The sequence below is a fragment of the Desulfitobacterium chlororespirans DSM 11544 genome (genome assembly GCF_900143285.1).
GTDB lineage: Bacteria > Bacillota > Desulfitobacteriia > Desulfitobacteriales > Desulfitobacteriaceae > Desulfitobacterium > Desulfitobacterium chlororespirans.
Map to the genome: position 1 here is coordinate 1 of NZ_FRDN01000012.1, position 23,501 is coordinate 23,501.

At 48.5% G+C, this 23,501-nt stretch carries 19 protein-coding genes and 1 rRNA gene; 19 read left to right on the forward strand and 1 reads right to left on the reverse strand.

What is annotated here, in order from left to right:
• The 13 genes from rrf to BUA14_RS18345 form a co-directional block, all read left to right on the forward strand.
• A 5S ribosomal RNA gene (rrf, locus tag BUA14_RS18285) occupies window positions 1-108 on the forward strand; the annotation flags it as partial.
• A 558-nt stretch (window positions 109-666) separates the two neighbouring features.
• On the forward strand, window positions 667-1,584 hold the full coding sequence (locus BUA14_RS18290; protein ID WP_072773911.1) for a ketopantoate reductase family protein: 918 nt from the start codon (window positions 667-669) through the stop codon (window positions 1,582-1,584).
• A gap of 163 nt (window positions 1,585-1,747) precedes the next feature.
• Complete coding sequence (locus tag BUA14_RS18295) at window positions 1,748-2,272, forward strand: RNA polymerase sigma factor (RefSeq protein WP_072773912.1); 525 nt, start codon at window positions 1,748-1,750, stop codon at window positions 2,270-2,272.
• On the forward strand, window positions 2,262-3,839 hold the full coding sequence (locus BUA14_RS18300; RefSeq protein WP_178371734.1) for a zf-HC2 domain-containing protein: 1,578 nt from the start codon (window positions 2,262-2,264) through the stop codon (window positions 3,837-3,839). Before BUA14_RS18295 ends, BUA14_RS18300 begins: the two co-directional genes overlap by 11 nt.
• Window positions 3,840-4,075: 236 nt before the next feature.
• A complete protein-coding gene (locus BUA14_RS18305; protein ID WP_018211429.1) occupies window positions 4,076-4,747 on the forward strand; it encodes a Crp/Fnr family transcriptional regulator in 672 nt (223 codons plus the stop codon).
• 246 nt (window positions 4,748-4,993) lie between these two features.
• Window positions 4,994-5,416 (forward strand): hypothetical protein, encoded by a 423-nt coding sequence (locus tag BUA14_RS18310; protein WP_072773914.1) that lies wholly within the window; start codon window positions 4,994-4,996, stop codon window positions 5,414-5,416.
• A gap of 19 nt (window positions 5,417-5,435) precedes the next feature.
• Window positions 5,436-6,374, forward strand: a complete 939-nt coding sequence (locus BUA14_RS18315; RefSeq protein ID WP_072773915.1) for a sulfite exporter TauE/SafE family protein — start codon at window positions 5,436-5,438, stop codon at window positions 6,372-6,374.
• Between the two features lie 95 nt (window positions 6,375-6,469).
• Window positions 6,470-7,024, forward strand: a complete 555-nt coding sequence (locus tag BUA14_RS18320; protein WP_072773916.1) for a gamma carbonic anhydrase family protein — start codon at window positions 6,470-6,472, stop codon at window positions 7,022-7,024.
• 136 nt (window positions 7,025-7,160) lie between these two features.
• Window positions 7,161-8,966: a sulfate permease gene (locus tag BUA14_RS18325; protein WP_072774086.1), complete on the forward strand. Its 1,806-nt coding sequence runs from the start codon at window positions 7,161-7,163 to the stop codon at window positions 8,964-8,966.
• Window positions 8,967-8,979: 13 nt separating this feature from the next.
• Window positions 8,980-9,456, forward strand: a complete 477-nt coding sequence (locus tag BUA14_RS18330; protein ID WP_072773917.1) for a 4Fe-4S dicluster domain-containing protein — start codon at window positions 8,980-8,982, stop codon at window positions 9,454-9,456.
• The gene (locus BUA14_RS18335) at window positions 9,444-10,703 is read left to right on the forward strand and encodes an NAD(P)/FAD-dependent oxidoreductase (RefSeq protein WP_072773918.1); all 1,260 of its coding nucleotides are present in this window, start codon (window positions 9,444-9,446) and stop codon (window positions 10,701-10,703) included. The genes BUA14_RS18330 and BUA14_RS18335 overlap by 13 nt, the downstream gene beginning before the upstream one ends.
• A complete protein-coding gene (locus tag BUA14_RS18340) occupies window positions 10,690-12,759 on the forward strand; it encodes a molybdopterin-containing oxidoreductase family protein (RefSeq protein ID WP_072773919.1) in 2,070 nt (689 codons plus the stop codon). Before BUA14_RS18335 ends, BUA14_RS18340 begins: the two co-directional genes overlap by 14 nt.
• Window positions 12,756-13,307: a 4Fe-4S dicluster domain-containing protein gene (locus tag BUA14_RS18345; protein WP_072773920.1), complete on the forward strand. Its 552-nt coding sequence runs from the start codon at window positions 12,756-12,758 to the stop codon at window positions 13,305-13,307. Before BUA14_RS18340 ends, BUA14_RS18345 begins: the two co-directional genes overlap by 4 nt.
• A gap of 97 nt (window positions 13,308-13,404) precedes the next feature.
• Here the strand turns inward: BUA14_RS18345 and BUA14_RS18350 are convergent, their stop codons facing one another.
• Entirely contained in the window at window positions 13,405-15,288 is a 1,884-nt protein-coding gene (locus tag BUA14_RS18350) for a sigma-54-dependent Fis family transcriptional regulator (protein WP_072773921.1), read from the reverse strand.
• Window positions 15,289-15,637: 349 nt separating this feature from the next.
• On the opposite strand from BUA14_RS18350, the gene BUA14_RS18355 reads away from it, so the two are divergent.
• From BUA14_RS18355 to trsS, 6 genes are all read left to right on the forward strand, one after another.
• Window positions 15,638-18,370 (forward strand): molybdopterin-dependent aldehyde oxidoreductase, encoded by a 2,733-nt coding sequence (locus BUA14_RS18355; RefSeq protein WP_072773922.1) that lies wholly within the window; start codon window positions 15,638-15,640, stop codon window positions 18,368-18,370.
• A gap of 126 nt (window positions 18,371-18,496) precedes the next feature.
• Window positions 18,497-20,794 carry a pyridine nucleotide-disulfide oxidoreductase/dicluster-binding protein gene (locus tag BUA14_RS18360; RefSeq protein WP_072773923.1) on the forward strand — a complete coding sequence of 766 codons (2,298 nt, stop codon included), beginning with the start codon at window positions 18,497-18,499 and terminating at the stop codon, window positions 20,792-20,794.
• On the forward strand, window positions 20,791-21,000 hold the full coding sequence (locus BUA14_RS18365) for a DVU_1557 family redox protein (RefSeq protein ID WP_005812860.1): 210 nt from the start codon (window positions 20,791-20,793) through the stop codon (window positions 20,998-21,000). Before BUA14_RS18360 ends, BUA14_RS18365 begins: the two co-directional genes overlap by 4 nt.
• A gap of 11 nt (window positions 21,001-21,011) precedes the next feature.
• A complete protein-coding gene (locus BUA14_RS18370; RefSeq protein WP_005812862.1) occupies window positions 21,012-21,461 on the forward strand; it encodes a DVU_1555 family C-GCAxxG-C-C protein in 450 nt (149 codons plus the stop codon).
• Window positions 21,445-22,191, forward strand: coding sequence for a DVU_1556 family methyltransferase (trsM, locus tag BUA14_RS18375; RefSeq protein ID WP_072773924.1), 747 nt, complete (start codon window positions 21,445-21,447; stop codon window positions 22,189-22,191). The genes BUA14_RS18370 and trsM overlap by 17 nt, the downstream gene beginning before the upstream one ends.
• Window positions 22,188-23,501 (forward strand): radical SAM (seleno)protein TrsS, encoded by a 1,314-nt coding sequence (gene trsS, locus BUA14_RS18380; RefSeq protein WP_072774087.1) that lies wholly within the window; start codon window positions 22,188-22,190, stop codon window positions 23,499-23,501. Before trsM ends, trsS begins: the two co-directional genes overlap by 4 nt.

Genomic DNA, 23,501 nt, shown 5'->3' on the forward strand with positions numbered 1-23,501 from the left:
TATACCGGAGGGGTCCCACCCGTTCCCATCCCGAACACGGAAGTTAAGACCTCCAGGGCTGATGATACTTGGACCGCAGGGTCCTGGGAAAGTAAGTCGTTGCCAGGTAAGTAGAGTGAAGAGACCATCATCATGATGGTCTTTTTGCTTGTCTCCAAATTGGTCACTGGTGACCAATTTGGAGACAAGCATTTAAGATCTCGTGGGTGGGGGTGTTAGCTTTTTTCCTTGCGGAAAAAACAAGGTGTGTGCAAGAGGCTTTGGGGTCGGTACCACCCGTACGCCGGCGCCACGCAGCGGGTTTATGGGGCCGTGTGGCTTGGCCGAAATGATGTACTACATCATTTCGTATCCCGAACAGGTCAGTTAAGACCTCCAGGGCTGATACGTAAAGACACAGTATGCCTTTACTACCTTAACTAAGGCGCATGGAACGTACGTTCTGAATACAATACTCTGTGAACAGCAAAATCGGATTCGTGTCCGATTTCATCCTTGTGAAAAACAGTTTAGGCAAAAGCTCTGGAGGGAGTCCCGCCCTTGCGCCTATTTCAAAGCGACTAATCGGCTACAACTACTCAGGGTACAAATGGTATACTGTATTTGAGGTTTATCTATATAAGAAATAGGGACCCTTAGAATAGTTGGCGGGGGATTGAGTCGGATATGGAGATTAAAACGGTAGCAATTATCGGCTTAGGTGCTATGGGAATATTGTATGGAAATCATCTGGCAAAGAGAATGCCACAGGCTGATTTAAGGATCATTGCTGATCGACAGAGAGTAGATAGATATATAAAGGATTCGATTTTTTGTAATGGGCAGCGGTGTGAGTTCCACTATATGACACCGAAGGAAAAAGCTTCACCCGCCGATCTTATACTTTTTACGGTAAAATACAGCGGCTTAGAAGAGGCTGTCCGGGCCGTCAGGAATCAAGTGGGGGAGAATACGCTTATTTTGTCTGCTTTGAATGGGATTACCAGTGAAGCCAGGATTGGTCAGGTTTATGGCCACGACAAAGTCTTATACGCTGTTGCCCAGGGAATGGATGCGGTCAAAGAAGGGAATAGACTGACTTATGCCCATATGGGTTTTCTTTGTTTTGGAGATCGGGAGCCTGGAAGCAGCTCATCTAAGGTTAAGAGAGTGGCAGACTTTTTCGCGAAGATGGAATTCCCTTATCTCGTTGATACTGATATGCCGAAGCGCCTGTGGGGTAAATTGATGCTCAATGTGGGTGTCAACCAGGCGGTGGCTGTCTATGGCAGCAATTATGGTGTTATCCAAAGAGAAGGACAGGCCAGGGATACGATGATTGCAGCGATGAAAGAGGTAATTGTCTTAGCGGAAAAAGAGGGCGTTGACTTAAGCGAAGCTGATTTGGATTATTGGTTAGAGGTCCTCAGCCAATTAAGCCCGCAAGGAAAACCTTCAATGCGTCAGGATGTTGAAGCCGGACGTTATAGCGAAGTGGAGCTTTTTGCCGGTACAGTCATAGAACTGGGGAAAAAGCATGGGATTGCCACACCGGTGAATCAGTGCCTTTACGATCAAATAAAGGCTGTGGAGGCCGGCTATTAGAGGATTTTTTATAGGCATCAGGATGTACAGATTTTATCGGCGGTTAACCTTTAAAGTTTATCGCCGTTTTGTCTATTTTTTTATTTTTTTCTGTAATAAACGGCAACGCTTTCTTACTAAGTAGGTAGAAGCAAGTGAAAGGCGGTGTCTGGGTGATGCTGCGATGAGAAACCTAAAAGAAATGTATATAGAACTTAGGGAGCCGATCTTTGGCTATCTTTTGCGACTATCGGGTGAATATGACCTGGCAGAGGAATTAACCCAAGAAACATTTTTACGGGCGTTACAGGCACTGCCAAAATTTCGCAATGAATCTTCGCTAAAAACATGGCTCTATGCCATTGCCCGCAATACCTATCTTAGCAAGATGAGTAAGGAGCGTCCTAAGGGCATCGTTCTGACCTCCTTTGCTGAAGTATTTATGGAGTCAGGAGAGAGTCATATGGATCCGGCGGAACAGCTCCTGCGCAAAGAGCAAAGCCTGAGCATCAAAAGAACAATCTACAATCTGCCGGAAACTTATCGGACAGTGATTATTCTCAGGGAGTTTGAAGAACTGAGCTATGGAGAGATCGCGAAGATATTGGGGAAGACGGAAAATTGGGTTCGGGTAACCTTCTATAGAGCGAAACAGAAGCTCAAAGAGGCCTATGCAGACCTGGAAAGGAGGATGGAAAGTGAAGATTGATTACTGCAGGCTCACCGAGGATCTTATGCCCCTATATAATGACGAACTCGTATCACAAGAAACGAAGGATTTTATCGAATGGCATTTGGAGCAGTGTTCTGAATGCCGGGAAAAGTACCGGGATAGCGGTGACCAAGTACCGGATGTTCGGATAGAGATACCTTATCCTGATCGAGTAAATACTGAGGAGGAAGATAAATTTCGATCGGCGAAAATATTTCTGCTTAAAGTTAGGAAACGTATGTTTGCCGCAGGAACCCTCGTTCTGATCATAATGCTTTTAGCCAGTGCAGGCAGCTTTTTCTATGGCAGGAGTTTTAACAATGAAGTGCCGGTTAAAGTGAATTCAGCAGAAGACTTTGCCAATAGCCTTGTCCCAGGCTGGCAGAGGGCTCAACAGTCAGGGCAAATTGTAGATATTAATATAACCAAGCCTATTCCCGACACAGAGGCTGTAGTGACTTTTGAAAAGGTGTGGTATACCCCGTCTTATACCTATGTGCTCTATACGGTCACGGAACCGAACCAAAATTATCTGATGGCGTCCCAGAGGGTGATTGATATACCCCCGGAAGACTATATGAGAGACAATTCTTCCATGGAGCCTTTAGGTAAAAGGTGGGGTGGCATCTCTCCGGAAGGGTATCATCAGATCATGGTGTTTATGGGCTATCATCCTCCGGTTCCGGCAGAGGAGCTTACCTTAACGGTTTCCAATTGGATCATCCCTGAAGGTTCTATGAAGCCTGAGCCAGTTGCAGCCATTAAGGGTGAAATCTCAGTGAACCTTCCTCTCAGGGATGAATTTCTAAAGGAGTCCTCGGAAATAGTGACCCTTGATAAGAGTTATGAATGGGAGGGGAGAAGCCTTCGCTTAACAGGCCTGGAGGTAAAGTCCTCGCAAACCTTGCTCTATGGCGAAGCAAAGCTGCAGGAGGGAGAAACCCTAAGTCACCTTCAGGGTTCAATAAAGTCTGGCGGGCAATCGGCAGGACTTAGCTACGAATCCATTGTTCCTGGCGATGCTCCGAATTCCTTCAAGTTTATCTTCTCTGCGCAACCCTTGAACCGATGGCCAGGTAAGGTATCCCTGGATATTGGGGCTATCCAATTCAAAACTTCCGAGGCTATAAATATACCTGTAGATTGGTCGTTTTATGTAAGTAAAGAAGGACCAAGCGAAGTTTCTGAGGAGCAGGTCCCGGCAGTATCCTTCTATGACGGCATGGTCAGATTATCGAGTATTGATCCAAAGAGCTGGCTGGAGCTGGAGATCGTGGAGCCTCCCCAAAAGCTCCTTAAGAAGCAGCCCTATATTATAATGGCCCCGGACCCAGTTTTTGTTGAACGATTTAACAACTATTCCACAGGACTGAGAATCACCAATGAGCATGGAGAAGTGCTTGAGGTAGGGGGCAGTGGAAGTTTTCATAATGGAGATAGAATGGGTGTAGGTTTCGAAATGGATAGTGAAGATGAATTGTGGAAGACCAGTAAAAAAATCACCATAACCATTAATCAGCCTGAAGCACACTTAGTTGTCAATCAGGAAATAGAACTAAACTAAAGCTGCTTGGCTTATACTAAACAAATAGGGCCTGCGCCTGCGTTTGGCTAAACGTTTGGCGGCAGGCCCTCCTGCCTGAATGGTAGATCCTTAGAATAAATATAAATAAATACTATTTTCATCATTAAGAAAATGAATGTCGGCAAATATAGTAGTTATCTGTGAATCATGATAGAATCGTGATGGATGACACAATGACTTTTAATGCCAAGTTTGTAAAGCATGAGGTAAAGCCTATGATAGAAAATGCTAACTTTGCTAAAACATTGTTGAGTAAAGAAGAAGAGAGCTGCATCCTGCAATTTGGAACTATCATGCGTTATCACCGCGGCCAGGTCATTTTTTCGGAAAGTGATACGGCTGATCGTATCTACTATATCAAGGAGGGCTATGTAAGAATCTTCCGGGTGACTCCCTATGGTAAAAAGGTTACGGTGGGAAGCATAAGATCCCCCGGACAATTGATGGGGCTTGCAGAAACGCTGTACAGAGGGGATCGGACCTGTTTTGCCAGTGCTATTAATGAGGTCACACTGGTGGTAGTGCGGAATCCTCAATTTATGGATTTACTTGTGAAATATCCGGCAATTGCCATTAAGGCTTCAATCACTCTGGCGATTCGGATGCGGGAGGCGGAACAGATTATCGAAGAAATAGCCTGCTTCCAGGTCTCCGGAAGACTGGCGATGTTTTTAGTAAAAATGGCCAAACGCATGGGAGTAGAAACTCCCAGAGGTACGAAAATAAACTTTCGTTTAACTCACGAAGAGATTGCTTATATGATAGGTACCACCAGGCAGAATGTGACTTCCCTGCTTAATGTCTTTAAGGAAGAGAATAGTATTGCTATTGAGGATAAGGAATTATATATATTGGATTTTGATAAGCTGAATAATTGGATAGTTTAACTTAAAGAGGAGAGGGGATGCCTCCGGTCAGTCTGTGGCAGGGACTGAGTCGGGAGGCATCTTTTTTTTATTGGCAAATGTCATTTTTGCGACATAAAAGGTGTTGGATAAATGACACAAATAATGTCGTTTTTCTAGCATGCATTTTTTTATAGTTATGATAAATTTTTTCTATAGCCCAACAAAGTGAAAGGGGGAACTGGAACAAGCAGCGGGCTGGACTCAGTAAATTTAGAAAGGGGTTTTATGTTGATAAATATTCTCAGATTTCTAAATTTTCTAAAGGATCCTCACTCCCAAAAAATTCAGCAGCATAAGCAAAGGTATCAGGAATTGGATCAACTGTTAAAAGTCGCGGCAGATATCCAGGATGCAGCAGCCTATAAATCGGTTGAGGCGGAGATGAGGGAAGTATTTTTCGAGTATCTGACAGCTTTAGGCATTGACTCCCTGTATAAGTTTTCTCCCCACCTTGTCCTGGCATGTTTAATTAGTCTGAAATTTAAAACCATCACAATTCCTCTTTTTGACTGGTCAATAAACACAGTATTCGCTTATCTAGGTATGTACTTTTTATTTCATTTAGTATTAAAACCGTTGTTCAAGTTGATTATGTCACGACATGCTAAGGCAGCCCGGGAATGTTTCCAGGTAATCACTGAAAAATAAAAAACAGGAGGCGTCTATTATGCATTTTCCATTAGCCGGCGTTGATGCAAATCCCATTTTTTTAGTCCTTTGGGGTGTTTTTATCGGATATGTCTTTACATCCGTTGGAGCAGCCGGAGGTATCCTGGCTGGTGTAGGTCATATGAGTATTTTCGGACTTAAAAATGCCAATATGGTAAAACCCATGAACCAGATTTTAACCCTTGTCACCCCTATCGTAGGAACCCCCCTCTATTTCAGAGAGCGCAGGGTTGTTATTCCCACCGCAATCGTTTTGGGCTTAGGCGGAATCATCGGTGCCTTGATTGGTTCCACGCTCTCCCATTCTTTATTAAAGGATATGGCTACCTTTAAACCTTTTTTTGGTATAGTGACCCTGGGTATTTCCTTCCGAATCGCCTATGAATGTACTAATAAATTTATCAATAGCCAAAAGAAAGTAAAGCAGGCCAATGATAATTTTGCTAAAAAAGTTAAAGAACTTAGTGAACAAGGAAAATTAAACGAGATCAAGGAAATCGGCGTTAAATTCCAAAAAACCGGCATCAAGAACAGCTTTACTTTTTCTGGCGAAGAATTCACGTATAATGCCATAGTTGTCTTTATTGCAGGGTTACTAGTTGCTATTCTGTCTGCTTCCTTGGGAGTAGGCGGCGGATTTTTACTTGTTCCTTTTATGACCAGCATCCTGGGATTCCCAATGTATATTGTGGCCGGAACTTCAACTCTATCCATCCTGGTATCTTCATCAACCAGTATTCTGAATTACCTTTCTATGGGCAGTTCCTTGGACCTTACCTTTTTGGCCTTCGAATTGGCTGGTGTTGCCATCGGAACAGTTGTAGCGGCCAGACTATCCAAGTATATCAATGCCCGCTATATGAAAATGTTCTTAGGAGTTCTTTTATTCTATATTGGCCTAAAATATTTCTTGCCGGTGTTTGGCATTAACATCTAAGAGATAGTTAGTCTAATTATTTGTGATAGTGGTTTTTAGCGTATTGAGGCGTACGTGAATGTCTGAGCATCAGTGGTTCGAGGAGGCCTGTAGTAATGATATTAGAGAATTCTCCAAAGACATCGTGGAATAGGACTTCAAAGCACCCTAAAGTTCATCATACGGCTTATGTTCATCCAACGGCTGTGTTGATCGGTGATGTCAGAGTTTGTGAGAATGTAATGATTTGCCCCAATGTAGTGCTTCGGGCAGATGAGGGATTGACTATTATCATTGGTGCAGGAGTCAATATACAAGACGGAGTGATCATGCACTGTCTGAAGGGTGGCTCTATCGAGATTGGCCAGGACTGCAGCATAGCTCATTGCGCCCTGGTGCATGGACCGGCCGTTATCGGCAGGGAAACGTTTGTGGGTTTTAGAGCGATAGTTCACAATGCCACACTTGGTAGAAATTCATTTATATCCCATGGCGCCATGGTCCTGAATGTAGAGTTGCCCGATGATAGTTCAGTTCCTGTGGGCAAGATTATTCAATCTGAAGCAGAGGTCAGGGAACTGCCGGCGATCGTTGTGCAGGAAATCAGTTTTAAGCATGATGTTCAGCAGATTAACAGAGAACTTGGCAGAGGATACAGAGAAAGAAAGTGATGAGAAGTTCGAGGCGGGGCTGGCCCTGGAATCAGTGACAAAGCTATGTCCCGCTTATATCCGAATTGTAAGTTTTCAATCAGATTACTTTTTCGTTTACTTTGATTACTTTTTTGAAGAAAGAAAGGTAAGGGGTATGAATACAGCGGTATTAAAACTTGAGAAACATCTCCCTTTGATTGATACTCTTAGAACCTATAAGAAGGAGTATATCAAGAAGGATATAACTGCCGCCTTGACGGTGGCGGTGATTGCTGTTCCTCAATCGATGGCGTATGCACTGATTGCAGGGGTCAACCCGGTTTATGGTCTTTATACGGCAATTGTGTCAACCATTTTCTGCTCGCTCTTTTCCAGCTCCAATCACTTGATCGGGGGACCGACCAATGCGATCGCCCTCCTGGTCGCCAGCAGTATGAAAAATTATATGGGTTTGGAAAACGCTTATGAAATACTCTTTCTCTTGACTTTTTTGGTTGGTGCGCTGCAATTGCTGTTTGGGGTATTAAGACTTGGCAAATTAATCAACTTTGTCTCCCATTCGGTGATTGTCGGTTTTACTGCCGGTGCGGCCGTACTGATCGGATTAGGTCAATTGAACTCATTTCTGGGTATTTCCATCCCGAATTCTTCGGAAATGTCGACCCTTAATAAATTAGTCTATATCCTGACTCATTTGGAAACGGTTAATTATTACGCCCTTGGGTTAGGCCTGCTCTCGATCCTTGTCATTATGATTTGTAAAAAAATAAACAGAAATCTGCCCGGCGCCTTACTGGGAGTCTGCCTCTCCTCGGCTCTGGTAGCCATGTTCTCCTTGGAGCAATTTGGAGTAAAGCTCACCGGAACGATTCCATCCCAGCTGCCGCCTTTTAGAATGATCCATTTTGATTGGGGAATGGCCGGCGAATTACTGAGCGGTGCTTTCGCAATTGCCATTATTGCTTTGGTAGAGGCTATTTCAATTTCCAAGGCGATTGCCTCCCAATCCAGACAAAAAATTGATGCCAATCAGGAGATCATCGGGCAAGGAATCACCAACGTGGTTGCCCCCTTCTTTCAATGTTTTCCGGGAACCGGCTCGTTCAGCCGCTCTGCCATCAATTTCCAAAGCGGCGCTGCCACACGTATAGCAGGTATTCTTTCAGGGGTTTTTGTGGCCATTGTGCTTCTTTTCCTGGGCTCCTATGCCAAATATATTCCCATGGCCAGTTTGGCCGGCGTCATATTAAACATTGCCTATAATATGGTGAATAGAGCCGAGATTAAAAGAATATTTAAGTTAAACAAAGCAGACGCCTTAGTCATGGGCACCACAGCCATTGCGGCAGTGCTCTTGCCCCATTTGGATACGGCGGTTTATTTAGGGATTGCCGTCTCAATTATGATCTATCTGCGGGAAGGCAGCAAAGTGCATATCAAAATCCTTACTCCTGCTCAGGGAAAGGAGAATGCCTTCCTCGAAAAAGAGATCCAATCGGTTGAGGAAAAAGCAGATACGCTCATCGTGCATATCCAAGGCAATCTTTACTTCGGCTGTGCCGATGAACTGGAAAAGAAGTTGGATTTGCTCGTTGGCAAAGCCAGTATTGTGATCATTCGCATGAAAAGAGTGAATAGTATTGATGTGACCTCCCTGGATACCCTCAAGCTGTTTGTCCAGAAGATCAAAGAAACGGGAGGAAAAGTTATCATATCCGGTGTGAGTTCAAATGTCGATAAATTGCTGACCGAATCAAAGCTTGCCCAGGAAATAGGTGATGAGAATATTTTTATTTCTCAGGAAGATTTATTCGCATCATCCAACCAAGCCTTAAACAGAGCAAAGTATTTTCTGGATTACGATATCAGCAAAGTTAAAGAAATGTTCAGCAATAGCGCCTTTGTATTCAATGATCAATTTGATTCATCACGACAAGCCGTTTCGCAGAACACGAATTAGGAAGGAGAGACACATGCGAAAAATTTACTTTATACCTGAACGATGTAACGGATGCCTAGCTTGTGAGCAGGTTTGCCGCCAAAAGCAATCCCAAACCCAAAGCCTGTTTAACTCTAAAACTGAGACACCTTTAGCAAAGCCTCACATCAGAGTATCCGGAGCAGATGGCCGTTATTCAGTATCTGTTTGTCAAAACTGTGTCCACGCTTCCTGTGTGGAAGCTTGCATGGCCGGTGCCCTGAGTTATTCTGTGTCAGGACATGTGAGCCATGATGCCAGGCAATGTGTGAGCTGCTATATGTGTGTCATGGTGTGTCCGTTCGCCGCCATCGCTCCTCAGCTGACAACCGGCAAAGCCGGAAAATGTCAATTATGCCTGGATGAAGAACAACCGCCTTGTATTTTAGCTTGTTCGAGGAAGGCGCTCTTTTTTGGTACTGCCGCCGAGTATGAAAAAGAGATTGAAGGTGATCGGCTATGCATTATGTAATTATTGGCAACAGCGCCGCGGGAGTTTTTGCAGCGGAGGCGATCCGGGGACTTGACTCATCGGGAAAAATAACCATGATCTCCGAAGAGAACAACCGGCCTTACTCACGCTGCCTGACTTCCTATTATATTGGTGAAGAAATCGATCAAGACCGCATTTATATTCGTGATGCCAATTTCTATGCGGCGACAGGCATTGACTTTATTCCGCAAAAGGTTGAACAGGTCAATGATACTGAGAAAAGCCTTACCTTGCAATCAGGGGAAATCGTCGGCTATGATAAGCTCTTGATTGCCACAGGTGCTTCTCCCTACTCCTTACCGGTTGAGGGACTTGATTTGGAAGGGGTATTCGAGCTCCGCACTCTGGAAGATGCCCGCAGGATCATGGATTTTGCCCCCCATGTTAAGGAAGCAGTGGTCATGGGAGCCGGATTAGTAGGGCTTAAGGGAGCCCATGGGCTCCATGAACTGGGGATTAAGGTTTCGCTCATCGTTAATTCCCGGATCATGTCCCGCTCAGTCGATCCTCATACCGGGCAAATTATCACCGAGTTATTGGAGCAGGATGGCTATGAAATCATTTACAACACTAAATTAAGCAAGATTTTGGGCCAAGGCAAGGTAGAAGGAGTACGTCTTAGCTCCGGAAAGGAAATTCCTTGTCAATTGGTGCTGATGGCCGCTGGAGTCAGCCCCAATGTCGATCTGGTAAAAAACACCGGTATCGAGGTTAATAACGGGATTATCGTCGATAAGCATATGCAAACGACAGTTCCCGATATCTATGCAGCAGGAGATGTTGCCGAAGCGTATCACGCTGTTTGGGATGAAAAAAGGGTTATTTCCATCTGGCCTGTGGCGACAGCGCAAGGAACCGTGGCCGGCAGCAATATGGTCGGAGTGGAGAGAATTTATGAGGGATCAGTCGGCTCTAATTCAGCAGTATTTTGCGGCGTTGGCGTCGTTTCGGCGGGAATTCCTTATTTGCCCACCGGAGAAGGGCAAGAGCTGAGCACTTATGATAAAGTAACCAAACGTTATCGCAAGTTTATTGTCAAGGATGACATTCTGGTGGGGATGATCATGGTCGGCGATATTGATGGCGCCGGTATTCTGACCGCTATGATCAAGCAAAAAACCAAAGTAAGCCTGGAGACCTTAAACTATTGGCTCAATCATCCGGTCCGGTTTCAGGGATATTGCGGAGCAGAAGCAAAAGGGGGAATTGTCTGTGGCATTTGTTAGAGTCCAGGGACTTCATAGAAATAGAACCGTTATGCCGGACAGTGACAAGGTTAAAACCTCAATTTGCTGCCTTTGCAACGGTGGGTGCGGGCTGAAAGTTCATATAGGCCCTGAGGGAACTATAAAAGCTATTTATGGCGATCCGGATAATCCCTATAATAAAGGCAAAATATGCCCAAAACCCATCGAGATTATTGAAAACCTGCGGGGACCGGAACGGGTTCGCTATCCTTTGAAGAAAGTCAACGGTGAATTTGTGCGGATCAGCTGGGAGGAAGCCATCGATACCATTGCCAAGAAGTATAAGGGGTTCTCAGACAACTTCGGCACAGGTTCTGTGATCGGCATTACCTCTAAAATTGGCGGCTCCTTCAGCAAGTTCGCCCTGAAGATTTTTGGCGAAATAGCCGGTTTTGCCAACTATGGCACTGGACCCATTTGTTTCAGCTCAGAGGAAAAAGTCAGAAAAGAAATGTTCGGCAAGGCTGCGGCTTCAGCGCCCCTTCATGATGTCATTTACTCAAAGCTTGTTTTAAACGTGGGCAATAACTGTGCCCAAACAAAAGCCGGACAATTTCATTGGCTGCAGGAAGGCCAAAAACATGGCGCTAAAATCATCACTATCGATACCCGTTATACGGAAACCGCCCAGCTCAGCGATCAATTTATTCAAGTTAACCCAGGCACCGATGCTGCTTTAGGTATGGCCCTTCTGCATCTGGTCATTAAGCATAAGCACTATGACGAAGCATTTGTCCGCGATCAAGTGAATGGCTTTGCGGAACTGGCTCAAGCGGTTGAAGATTTTACAGCAGAGAAGGCGGCGGCGATCACCGGGGTACCGCAAAAGGTCATTGAGGAGCTGGCCTATGAGCTGGGCACCCAAAAACCTGCCATTATGTGGCCGGGACGAGGCATTGTCATGGTCAACAATGGAGAGCAGGCCTTGATGGCTTTTGAATCCTTATTTGCCATTCTCGGCAATGTAGGCAAACCGGGTGCAGGAGTGGTTTCCCATATTAATGGGTATGGACAGCCGGCTGATTTGATCAAACCGGAACATGTCGTCAAGCCCAGCTTTAAACTTCCGGCTGACAAGGTCATCGCAGGGATGGAGACCGGTCAGATCAAAATGATCTATATTGCGGGCAACCCTTGTGCTAACTGGCCGGAAAGCGCTCGTATGAAAAAGGCCTTAGAGAAGCTTGATTTCGTTGTATCCCATACCTTAACCCTTGATGACTCCGCCTGTTTAGCCCATATCGTCATCCCGGCAACCCATTGGCTGGAAGAAGCGGGCATGCAGCCGGGAATTCACAGAGTCATGCAATGGCGGGATAAAGCCGTGGAGCCTTATGGCGAATCAAAACCGGCGGCCGAAGTCTTTAAATTGCTTGCGGCAAAAATGGGTCTCCCCACAGAGTATTTTACCGACACCCCTGAAGAAGCCTGGGATATGGAGCGGCGGCATATTGCCGGTATCAGCGCCATTACCGTGGAAAAAATGCAGGAAAAGCCGGGCGGCGTCCATTATCCTTATCCTGAGGGCGGCGAAGAAAGCCACAGGCTGTACAGCAAAGGCTTCAATACCCCCTCCAAGAAGGTTGAATTATTGAGGGGGAAAGGGAGTGTGCTTCACTACAAAGATCCCTTGAAATCCCCGGGAAATGAAGCGTTGAGTATTGAAGACTATCCTTACTTCATCAGCTCAGTTAAGGTGGCTGCCCATTATCATACCCAATGTCAATACAGCAGATTGGCGCGGGAATTCGAAAAGCCCTATGTGGAGGTTCATCCCCAGACGGCACTTAAGCTTGGCGTTAAGGATGGCGAGGCGATCCGGATTGAGACGCCGTCAGGGGCCATTTCCCTGCCGGCTAAGTTAACTTACTCCGTGCCGCAAAATCATTTCTTTACTCAACCTTACTTCAGCAAACGATATAATTCAGACTCGATCAATACCCTATTGCCCAGCGTGCTGGATCAGCCCGGCGGGAATTTCCCTCATAAAAACGTACTCTGCCGGGCCTATTCCGAAGGGGGATGTAAAAAATGAGCGATATGGCGATGTTGATCGACAGCACCTCCTGCATTGGGTGCAAAGCCTGTTTAGCGGCCTGCAAGCAGGAGAATGGCCTGGCCACAGATAATAACTACCTGAAAATGCACCCGGTTGAATTTCTGAACGATCATTATGTAAGGTATTACGCCCATGTATCCTGCCGTCATTGCAGTGAGCCGCAATGTGCGGCGGTTTGCCCGGTGGGAGCAATTAAACGCACTGAAGACGGTGTCGTCCTTCATAATGAATTGTTATGCATGGGCTGTCAGGTATGTGCAGCGGTTTGCCCTTATGCAGCCATGCGCATCATGAATAACGGCCTTGTCGGTAAATGCACTCTGTGTCAAGAGCGCATAAGCTCCGGCTTATCCCCGGCCTGTGTCGACCTTTGCCCCACCAGTGCCAGGGTATTCGACACCAAAGAAAAGGTGGCTAAGCTTGCCGGGGAAAGAGAAATTGCAGCGGAGAAAAAAGGCTATAAAGCACAAGTTGAGGGGCTCGATAATCAAAATATGGTGTTAACTTTGTTCCCGGGAAGATAGTTGACGGATATCGTCCGACATCCTCTTGCCCGGAAAAGCAAAGAGACCGTTGTGATGACGGTCTTTTTGTTTTCCCGGGCAATGATACTTGGGGTATTTAAGCTTTGGGCAGGCTGATCTTCAGCTCTTTCATCTTTCGGTATAGGGTCGTACGGCTGATGCCTAAGAGCCGGGAAGCAGGCAGAATTTTACCGTCAGTTTTAACCAGGGCCTGGAGAATGATCTGACGGGTTTGGTAATCAAGCATAGAAACAGATTCATCTTCATCTTTCTCACTTAGGGATTCTCTCACTTCCGGAGGCAGATCCCGGACGGTGAGCAGAGAATCGTCACACATAGCGACCATCCCGGCCAGGCAATTTTCCAATTCGCGAACATTTCCCGGCCAGCTATAGGAATAAAAATACGGATAGACGCTCTCAGCCATGTCGATTATGGGCCGGCTGACAGCGGCACAGGCTTTATGTATAAAATGAGTGACCAGCTCAGGCAAATCTTCCAGCCGCTCCTTGAGCGGCGGCAGCTCGATGGATACCACCTTAAGCCGATAGAACAAATCATGGCGAAAGGCATGGGCATCCACAAGGGCCTTTAAATCTTTGTGGGAAGCCGTGATCACACGCACATCAATTTTCTGCAAGGTTTTGCCCCCGATGCGCACCAGTGCTTTTTCCTGAAGCAAACGCAAAAGGGCCACCTGGGCATTGAGCGGCATATCCCCGATCTCATCCAGGAAAATGGTGCCTCCATGAGCAAGTTCAAATTTTCCCGGTTGTCCCCCGCGGCGGGCACCTGTAAAAGCGCCGTCGGCGTAGCCGAACAATTCACTTTCCAGAAGGGTGTTGGGAATGGCGGCACAGTTAAGCGCAATAAAAGGTCCGTTGCGGCGCGGGCTTATTTCATGGATCATACGGGCAATAATCTCTTTTCCCGTTCCGGTCTGCCCTTGCAGGAGGATGGAGAAATCGGTTTGAGACGCCTTGTGGGCTTTTTCCAGAATCTCACGTGATTTAAGGCTGGTTCTCCCTACCCAGCTCAAGTTATCAAGGTTCTGGCCGGTAATTTGTATGACCCCCACAGCCCCCAAGGAGCTTCCCGAGTTGTCGGATATCCGTTGAAAGTGGGTCACCAGTTCATGGCCTTTGCCATCCTTATGTCTTAAATCAAGAGTATCCTGATTCAGCACCCAGCCTTTCGGAGCACCTAAAACATCGGTAACATGCCGGCCGATCAGGTCGTCTTTTTTTCGACCAATCAGAGAAGCACCCGTGGCATTGACTTGAGTAATCATGCCATGCCGGTCGATGGAAAGGCATCCGTCCTTTAAAAGATCAACAGCCAGCTTACTCCCCTGTTGATAGAATTTCAACTCTCTTTCAATCGTTAAATGCCGCAGGTTCTGCTCAATTAAACGGGCCCCGACCAGGGCTATGTCCAAAGTGCAATGCTGATTCCCTATTTCGGCGCTGATGTCGATCACACCAATGATTTCACCTTGAAGTCCGTGGATGGGTGCGGCTGAACAGGTCAAGAAGTGGTTCTCCTGGACATAATGATCCATTCCCTGTATGGTAACGGGCATGCCTTCGATAAGTGCTGTGCCGATGGCATTGGTTCCTTTGACATCTTCCCCCCAATTGCCCCCCGGAGAAAGGAAAATCCGCTGGGCTTTGCTTAAGAAAGGACCATCCCCCAGGGATTCCAGAATAAAAGCATCCTTATCCCCAAGCAGAATGGAGAAATTAGAGCTGTTGAGGAGCTGGAACAGAAAAGGCAGGACAGAGCCGGCAGCACGGATCAGATCTTCCCGTGATTCCCGCAATTCCCGTAAGCCGGAGTCGTTAAGAAACTTATTGTTTGAAATAACAGCAGGATCAATATTGTAGGCCAGACTTCGTTGCCAAGAGCGGTAAATCAAAGGCGCAATATTCTGAACTGTCGGTTCTCCATTAACAAACCTCAGCCAATTCTCCTGTGGCATCATCAATCACTCCAAATCATAATAGGAGTCCCCATGCTACCATTAGTTCCCAATATTAAGGTTAGCACATCTATCGCTACTGTTCAATACCTACCGCAGCCAAGGCTCAAATCCTTTTAAGAGCCAGGTGCTGTTCAGCTTAGTTACAGTGTTTCTGCCCAAAGTGTCCATTTTTGAAACATTGGGCAGAGGGGCAGTTTCCAAAGAACGAATAGTGGAGATTAAACTCCTTGATTTCTCAGATTATTTCCCGGCTTCATAAAAAAATCAGCAAGTCCATAACTTGGCATGGAACTTGCAATATATAGTTCAAAGTTAAAAATATTCTGATAAAAAAGGAGTGGTTTCTTTGATCAACAAGAGCATCATCATCAACGGAGTACGCCAAACCCTCATCGTCGATGAGGAAGTAACCCTGGCTAATGTGCTGCGGGGACAACTGCATCTGACCGGGACCAAAATTGGCTGTGGCAAAGCTCAATGTGGTGCCTGCTCCGTCATCATGGACGGCAAGGTGATTCGTTCCTGTGTGACCAAAATGAAACGGGTTCCCGACGAAGCACAGATCACCACCATTGAGGGTGTCGGCACCCAGAAGGAGCTCCATCCCCTGCAGCTGGCCTGGATGATCCATGGCGGAGCCCAATGCGGTTTCTGCAGTCCGGGCTTCATCGTTTCTGCCAAAGGGTTGCTGGATGAGAACACCAATCCTACCCGGGAAGAGGTGCGGGACTGGTTCCAAAGACACCGCAATGCCTGCCGCTGTACAGGGTATAAGCCCTTGATCGATGCGGTCATGACCGCAGCCCGCTTAATCCGCGACGAGGTCAAAGTGGAGGAACTGTGGGAAAAACTCCCTCAGGACGGTTCCATTTGGGGCAGCAATTATATCCGTCCCTCCGCTCTGGCTAAGGTCACTGGAACCTGCGATTACGGCGCGGATCTGGGGATCAAAATGCCCTGCGGGACCTTGCAGTTGAAATTGGTTCAAGCTAAGGTTTCCCATGCCAATATCCTTTCTATCGACACCAGTGAAGCAGAGAAAATGCCGGGAGTTTATAAGGTAATTACCCATAAGGATGTGAAAGGGAAAAACCGTATTACCGGCTTGATCACCTTCCCTAACAATAAGGGTGACGGTTGGGATCGTCCTATTCTTTGCGATGAAAAAGTCTTCCAATTCGGGGATGCCATCGCTATTGTGGCTGCTGATACGGAAGAACATGCTCAGGCCGCTGTGGAAAAAGTCAAGGTTGAACTGGAGATCCTGCCTGCTTATATGAGCGCACCGGCGGCTATGGCTGATGATGCCATTGAAATCCATTCCGGAACACCCAATATATACTGGGAAACCAAGGTCATTAAAGGGGAAGAGACCGCTCCCATCATGGAAGACTCTGAGGTTGTGGTAGTTCAGGATGATTTCTATGTCGGGCGTCAGCCTCATCTTCCCATGGAGCCGGATGTAGGCTTTGCCTATATCGATGATCAGGAGCGGGTGGTGGTCCACTCCAAGAGTATCGGCATCCATCTCCACCACGCCATGATCGCTCCGGGCTTGGGCTTGGAGCCGGATAAATTAGTGCTGGTCCAGAATCCCTCCGGCGGAACTTTCGGCTACAAATTCAGCCCCACTATTGAAGCTCTGCTGGGAGTGGCGGCCATGGCTACCGGCAAGCCGGTCTTCCTGAACTTTGACTACTATCAGCAAATAACCTATACCGGCAAGCGTTCCCCCTTCTTTATCAACCTCAAGTACGGAGCGACCAAGGAAGGGAAACTGCTGGCTATGGAAGCGGACTGGAGCGTTGACCACGGTCCTTATTCCGAATTCGGTGATTTGGTCACCCTGCGGGGCAGTCAGTTTATCGGTGCCAGCTATATGATTCCCAATATCCGCAGCAACGGCCGTACCGTCTGCACCAACCATGCCTGGGGTTCCGCCTTCCGTGCCTATGGCTCTCCCCAAAGCCTCTTTGCCACGGAAGTGCTGATGGATGAACTGGCTGAGAAGCTGGGCATGGATCCCTTTGAGCTTCGCTATAAGAATATCTACCGGCCCGGCGATACCACCCCCACCGGTTGTCAGCCCGATGTCTACAGTCTGGTGGAAATGATGGATAAATTGCGGCCTCTGTATGATGCCGCCAAGGAAAAGGCCAAAGCAGAATCGACAGCGGATAAGAAACGGGGTGTGGGTATTTCACTCGGTGCCTACGGAGCGGGTCTGGATAATCCGGATGGCTCAGAAGCCTGGGCTGATTATACGGAAACCGGGGTAACCATCTTCAACGCCTGGGAAGACCACGGCCAAGGGGCGGATATGGGGACTGTGGCCACTGCCCACCAAGCCCTCCTGCCTTTGGGAATCAAACCGGAACAGATCAAGCTGGTGATGAATGATACGTCCAAAACCCCGGCCAGCGGTCCTGCCGGGGGGAGCCGCTCCCAAGTGATGGTGGGCAATGCCATTAAAATTGCCTGCGAAGAATTGCTGAAAGGCATTCAGAAGCCCGACGGCACTTACCGGACCTATGCCGAACAGGTTGAAGCAGGTCTGCCCACCCACTTTATCGGCAAGTACGGCACCCCCGCCGGTTATAACGGCTGCGATCTGGAAACCGGACAAGGCGCTCCTTTTACCACCTATATGTATGCGGCCTTTATGTCTGAAGTGGAAGTGGATGTGCAGACCGGAAAAACAAAAGTTCTCGGCATGACAGGCATCTTTGATGTAGGAACCCTGGCCAACAAGCTGGTGGTGGACGGCCAAATGTACGGCGGCATGATCCAGGGACTGGGCCTGGCCTTAAGCGAGGACTTTGAAGACCTGAATAAACATATCGACCTGATCAGCTGCGGCTTGCCTTACCCTAAAGATATTCCCGAGAAACTGGTGGTTGACTATGTGATGACACCCCGTGAACATGGACCCTTTGGCGCCTCCGGTGTGGGTGAGGCACCCCTGACCTCTCCCCATGCCTCCATTATCAATGGGATCACCGATGCTTGCGGCGTACGCATCACCAGACTGCCCGCTCTTCCGGAAAAGGTCCTGGCCGGATTAAAGGCCAAACAATAACCCTGTTTGGTTTTTGACATCCCGTTAGTTTTTGATGCTGCTGCAAGCCTGGCCGGTTCAGGCCGGTAAGGTTTGCAGCGGCCCCTTCTTCACACGGTCGGAATAAGTCAAAAAGTGGGTATGAAAATGGAACAGGATGAACTGAGACGATTGGAGAGCAAATGTATTCAGGAAAATCCCCCGGCCTGTACGGCAGGATGTCCCATCCATGTTGATGCCAGACAAATGCTGCAGGCGATTCAGAAACAGGACTGGCAGAGGGCCCTGGGGACTTTGTGGCAAAAACAGCCTTTTCCGGGGATCATCTCCCGGATTTGTGATCATCCCTGCCAAGGGGTTTGCCGGCGGGGAGAAGTTGGTGAGGCCGTCTCTATCTCCGCCCTGGAGAAATATTGCGTGGAAAACCATAGTTATAAAGCTCCTAAGGCCAAACCTATCGCTTATAAAAATCAAAAGATTGCTGTGATTGGCGGGGGGCTGAGGGGATTAACAGCTGCCCTGGATCTGGCGAAAAAAGGATTTCAGGTCATCCTCTTCGAGGCCGGGGACCGGTTGGGGGGAAAACTTTGGACTTATTCCCGGCAGCAATTGCCAACTGGTGTTATAACCGAGGATTTAAAGCTTCTCAACCGTCCCAACGTGGAGGTGCGGTTGAATGCTCCAATCACACAGCAGGATCTCCCTCGCTTGCAGGAGGAGTTCCCTGCTTTGTATATCGCCTTGGCGGCCGGAACCACTCCCGCCACGGATATGTTGGGGGAGGGCTATGCCGTGGATGCACAGACCTGTGCCACCGGCCGGCTTGGAGTGTTTGCCGGGTCCTATGGCGGTGAGCCTTCGCCGATTCAAGAGGTTGCCGAAGGCAGAAGGGCTGCCTTGTCCATAGACCGCTATCTGCAAGGGGCTTCTTTAACCGCCTCTCGGGAGTGGGAGGGTGAATCGCACAGCAACCTCTTTGTCAATTTGGAGAGAATTGCTCCCCTGGCCGCGGTAGTCAGGAAAGATAAGGACCTGGGATACAGTGAAGAGGAAGCCTTAGCGGAGGCTGGGCGCTGCTTGAATTGTCAGTGTTTGGAATGTGTCAAAGCCTGCAAATACCTGGAGTCCTATGGCCGTTATCCCAAAAAATATCTGCGGGAGATCTATAATAACGATGCCATTGTCAAAGGGACCCGTTATGCCAATAAAATGATTAATTCCTGCAGCCTCTGCGGGTTATGTGCGGAAGTCTGTCCCCATGATCTGAATATGGGAGATGTCTGTCTAAGCTCCCGGGAAGGGATGGTCAGAAACAAGCGGATGCCCCCTTCGGCTCATGATTTTGCCCTGCGGGATATGGCTTTCAGCAATAGCGGGCAATTTGTACTGACTCGTCATCAGCCCGGATTCAGTGAGAGCCGGTTTGTCTTTTTCCCAGGCTGTCAGCTCAGCGGTTCCTCACCGGAGCATGTGAAGAATGTGTACGCCTTATTAACGGCCAAGCTGCCGGGAGGAGTGGGCTTGATGCTGCGCTGCTGTGGTGCTCCCGCCCAATGGGCTGGGGAAGGGGAACTGTTTCAGGGAGCCATGGTGGATCTGGTCAAGGAATGGGAAGGCTTGGGGCGGCCCCAGGTCATTGCAGCCTGTTCCTCCTGCTACAGCATGTTTAAAGAGACACTGCCTGTGGTATCCCTGTGGGAAGTGTTGAATGATCTGGAAATTTCCCTTCCTGCCTACAGCACACCTTATCCATTGGCGGTGCAGGACCCCTGCACCACCCGTCATGAAGGGAGTATTCACAAGGCTGTCCGGGAACTTCTGACCAAGCTCAACTGTCAGGTGGAAGAACTGCCTTTCAGCAGGGAGCTAACCAAGTGCTGCGGTTTCGGGGGCTTGATGTCCTTTGCCAACCGGGCCTTAGCCCAGGAGGTCACGGTGGCCAGAAGTCAGGAAAGCTCTCTGGACTATCTGGCCTATTGTGCCATGTGCCGTGATCGTTTCTCCGCTTATGGCAAGAGGATCGTCCATATTCTCGACCTGATTTTCCCCAGGGTGGAAGGGGAGGCGGCGACTCGGGAGGATCCGGGCTTTTCACACCGCCACGAAAACCGGGCCAGGTTAAAAAGAAAAATGCTGCGGGAGACCTGGCAGGAAGGTCTGGAATCAGAAGGGGGGGAGCGGGCCATCGAACTGGTAATCAGCCCGGAGATCAGAAAAAGTATGGAAGAGCGGCTCATCCTGCTTGAGGATATTGAGCAGGTCATCCAGGCTGCTGAACAAAGCGGCCGCAAGTTCATTAATCCTGAAAATGGTCATAGTTTGGCTCACCACCGCCCGAGCCGGGTGACTTACTGGGTGGAATACGAGACTCAGGAAAGCGGTGTCTATTGTGTTCATAATGCCTACAGCCACCGGATGGAAGTGATCGAGGAAGTGAAGCCATGAGTAAGACGGAAAATCAACCCCAAACAGTCTGGAAATGCGGTAAGTGCAATGTCGAACTCAGCCGGGGTACGATCGTTGTTGCTTACCTGGGTAATGAAATCCGGGTGGAAGAACTGAAGTGCGCCCAATGCGGCCTGGTCTTGATTACGGAGGATCTGGCCCTGGGCAAAATGTTCGAGGTGGAGCAAAGCCTGGAGGATAAATAGAGGTGATCAAGATGCCGGTCGATGGTTTTCGTTTATTCCAATTAGCGGCTCAGGGATTTTGCTGCAGTCAAATCCTCTTAATGATTGGTTTGGAGGACCAAGGGAAAGAAGCGCCGGAACTTATCCGGGCAATGCATGGCTTATGCGGCGGCATGGGGCGTTCCGGCGCTACCTGTGGTGTGCTGACCGGGGGAGCCTGCCTGATTGGGCTGGCCGCCGGCAAAGGAACCGTGTCCGAGCAAGCCCATCCCCGCATCCATCGGATGGTGCAGGAATTCCTGGAGTGGTTCGAGGAAACCTATGGCAGCCTTCTTTGTGAGGATATTCTGCATTACAAGCTGGAAGAGGGTACGGATTATCCGGTGAAATGCGGCAGCACCATCTCCGCTGCCTATGATAAGGTTCAGGAACTTCTGGCTGCCCATATGGAACCGGAAAATGAGTATGAAGAATTTATATGAGAATGATCTGTTGTACAGAACAACCGGCCCTGCTTTGCGTCCCGGCGGGTTTGAGCTGACGGATTGGGCAGTGGAGCATTGCCGGTTTCAGGCGGGAGACAGGATTCTCGATGTGGGCTGTGGCCGGGGGGCTACTGTAGATAGGCTGAGATCCCATTATCATTTGGAAGCCTATGGTATCGACCCCTCGGCAATCTTACTGACTCTGGGTCAGAAAACCCATCCGGATTTGCCGCTAAGCAAAGGCCGGGGAGAGGATATCCCTTTTACAAACAGCTGCTTCGACGGCGTATTTGTGGAATGCAGTCTCTCTTTAATGACCGATCCCGATCAAGCCTTGAGCGAAATCCGGCGGGTACTTAAGGTCAAAGGGAAGCTGATTATCCATGATGTCTATGCCCGCAATCCCCAAGGCGCTCCCGACCTCCGGGAACTCAGCATAGGTTCCTGTATCAGAAATGCCTTGGTTAAGGAAGAACTGGAGCATGGCCTGGGAAGCAAGGGACTGCGGACTATTCATTGGCAGGATCATTCCCCCCTCTTAAACCGACTGATGATGGAACTGATCATGACCCATGGCTCCATGAGTGCTTTCTGGCTGAAATCAACCGATTGTTCAGCGGATCCCAACAGAGTGCAGGCTGCACTTAAGAAGGCTAAAGTAGGGTACTTCCAGTTGATCGCCGAAAAAGAAGCAGAAAAGGAGGCTGAACATTGTCCAGTACGATGATCTCTGAGACACGCAGCATTTGCCCGGAATGTCTGAAGCGGATTCCTGCCCGGCGGATAGCGGAAGAAGATCGGGTTTATATGGTAAAACAATGCCCGGAGCATGGTGAATACAGGGCCCTCCTCTGGAGGGGAAATCCCGGTTGGGAATCTTGGGTGAGGCCCACACTTCCCAGTCAGCCCTTGGCTTGTTTTACAGAAGTGGCAAAGGGTTGCCCTTATGATTGCGGCTTATGCGCCGACCATTGGAAGCAGACCTGTGCGGCGTTGTTGGAAGTCACTCAGCGCTGTAACCTGAACTGCCGTTTCTGCTTTGCCGACGCAGGGGGCAGCGCCCAGGATCCATCCCTGGAAGTTTTGACCCGGTGGTTCCGAAAGGTGATGGAAGCCAGCGGCCCCACGAATATCCAGTTATCCGGCGGCGAACCGACCTTAAGGGATGATTTGCCTGAGATTGTTGCTTTGGGTAAGTCGGAGGGGTTTGATTTTATCCAGGTTAACTCCAATGGGCTGCGTTTAGCCGCTGAAAAGGACTATGTACGGCGGTTACAGGAAGCGGGGCTGGATTCCCTATTCCTGCAATTTGACGGAGTGGATGACACTGTTTACAGTGCTTTGCGGGGACGAAAGTTGTTGTCCACAAAGATAAAAGCCATTGAAAATTGTGCAGAGCTTGGCGTGGGAGTCGTTCTTGTGCCAACATTGGTGCCAGGTATTAATACTCAGCAGATTGGGGATATGGTAAGGTTTGCCCTGGAGTATCATCCCGGGGTGCGGGGGATTCACTTTCAGCCGGTCAGTTATTTCGGACGGATCCCCCAGGAGCCCCGGGATGAGGATCGCTTTACCTTGCCGGAGGTCATTCAGGCCATCGAAGAGCAGACCCAGGGGCTCATCAAGGCTTCCGATATTAAGCCCAATAACGGGAAATGCTCCTTCAGCAGCAGTTTTGTCAAACAAAGTGACGGTTCTTTAAGAAGTGTCCAGACTAAAAATTGTTGTGGTGAGCCGGAACGTGCCGAGGATTTGGTCCGCAAAACCCGGTCTTTTGTCGCCCGGCAGTGGGGTGGGATAGAACAAACAGCCGGTACCTGCTGCAGCGGGAATTCCTGGGATCTCCAGCTCAGGCAGATTAAAAGCGCCGGTTTTGCCCTTACCGGCATGGCCTTCCAGGATGCCTGGAATCTTGACTTAGAGCGTCTGCAGAACTGCTGCATCCATGTTCTGAGCCCTGAAGAGAAAATGATTCCCTTCTGCGCCTATAATCTTACCGACTGTCGAGGGAAATCCCTCTACCGGAAGGAGTCCTAG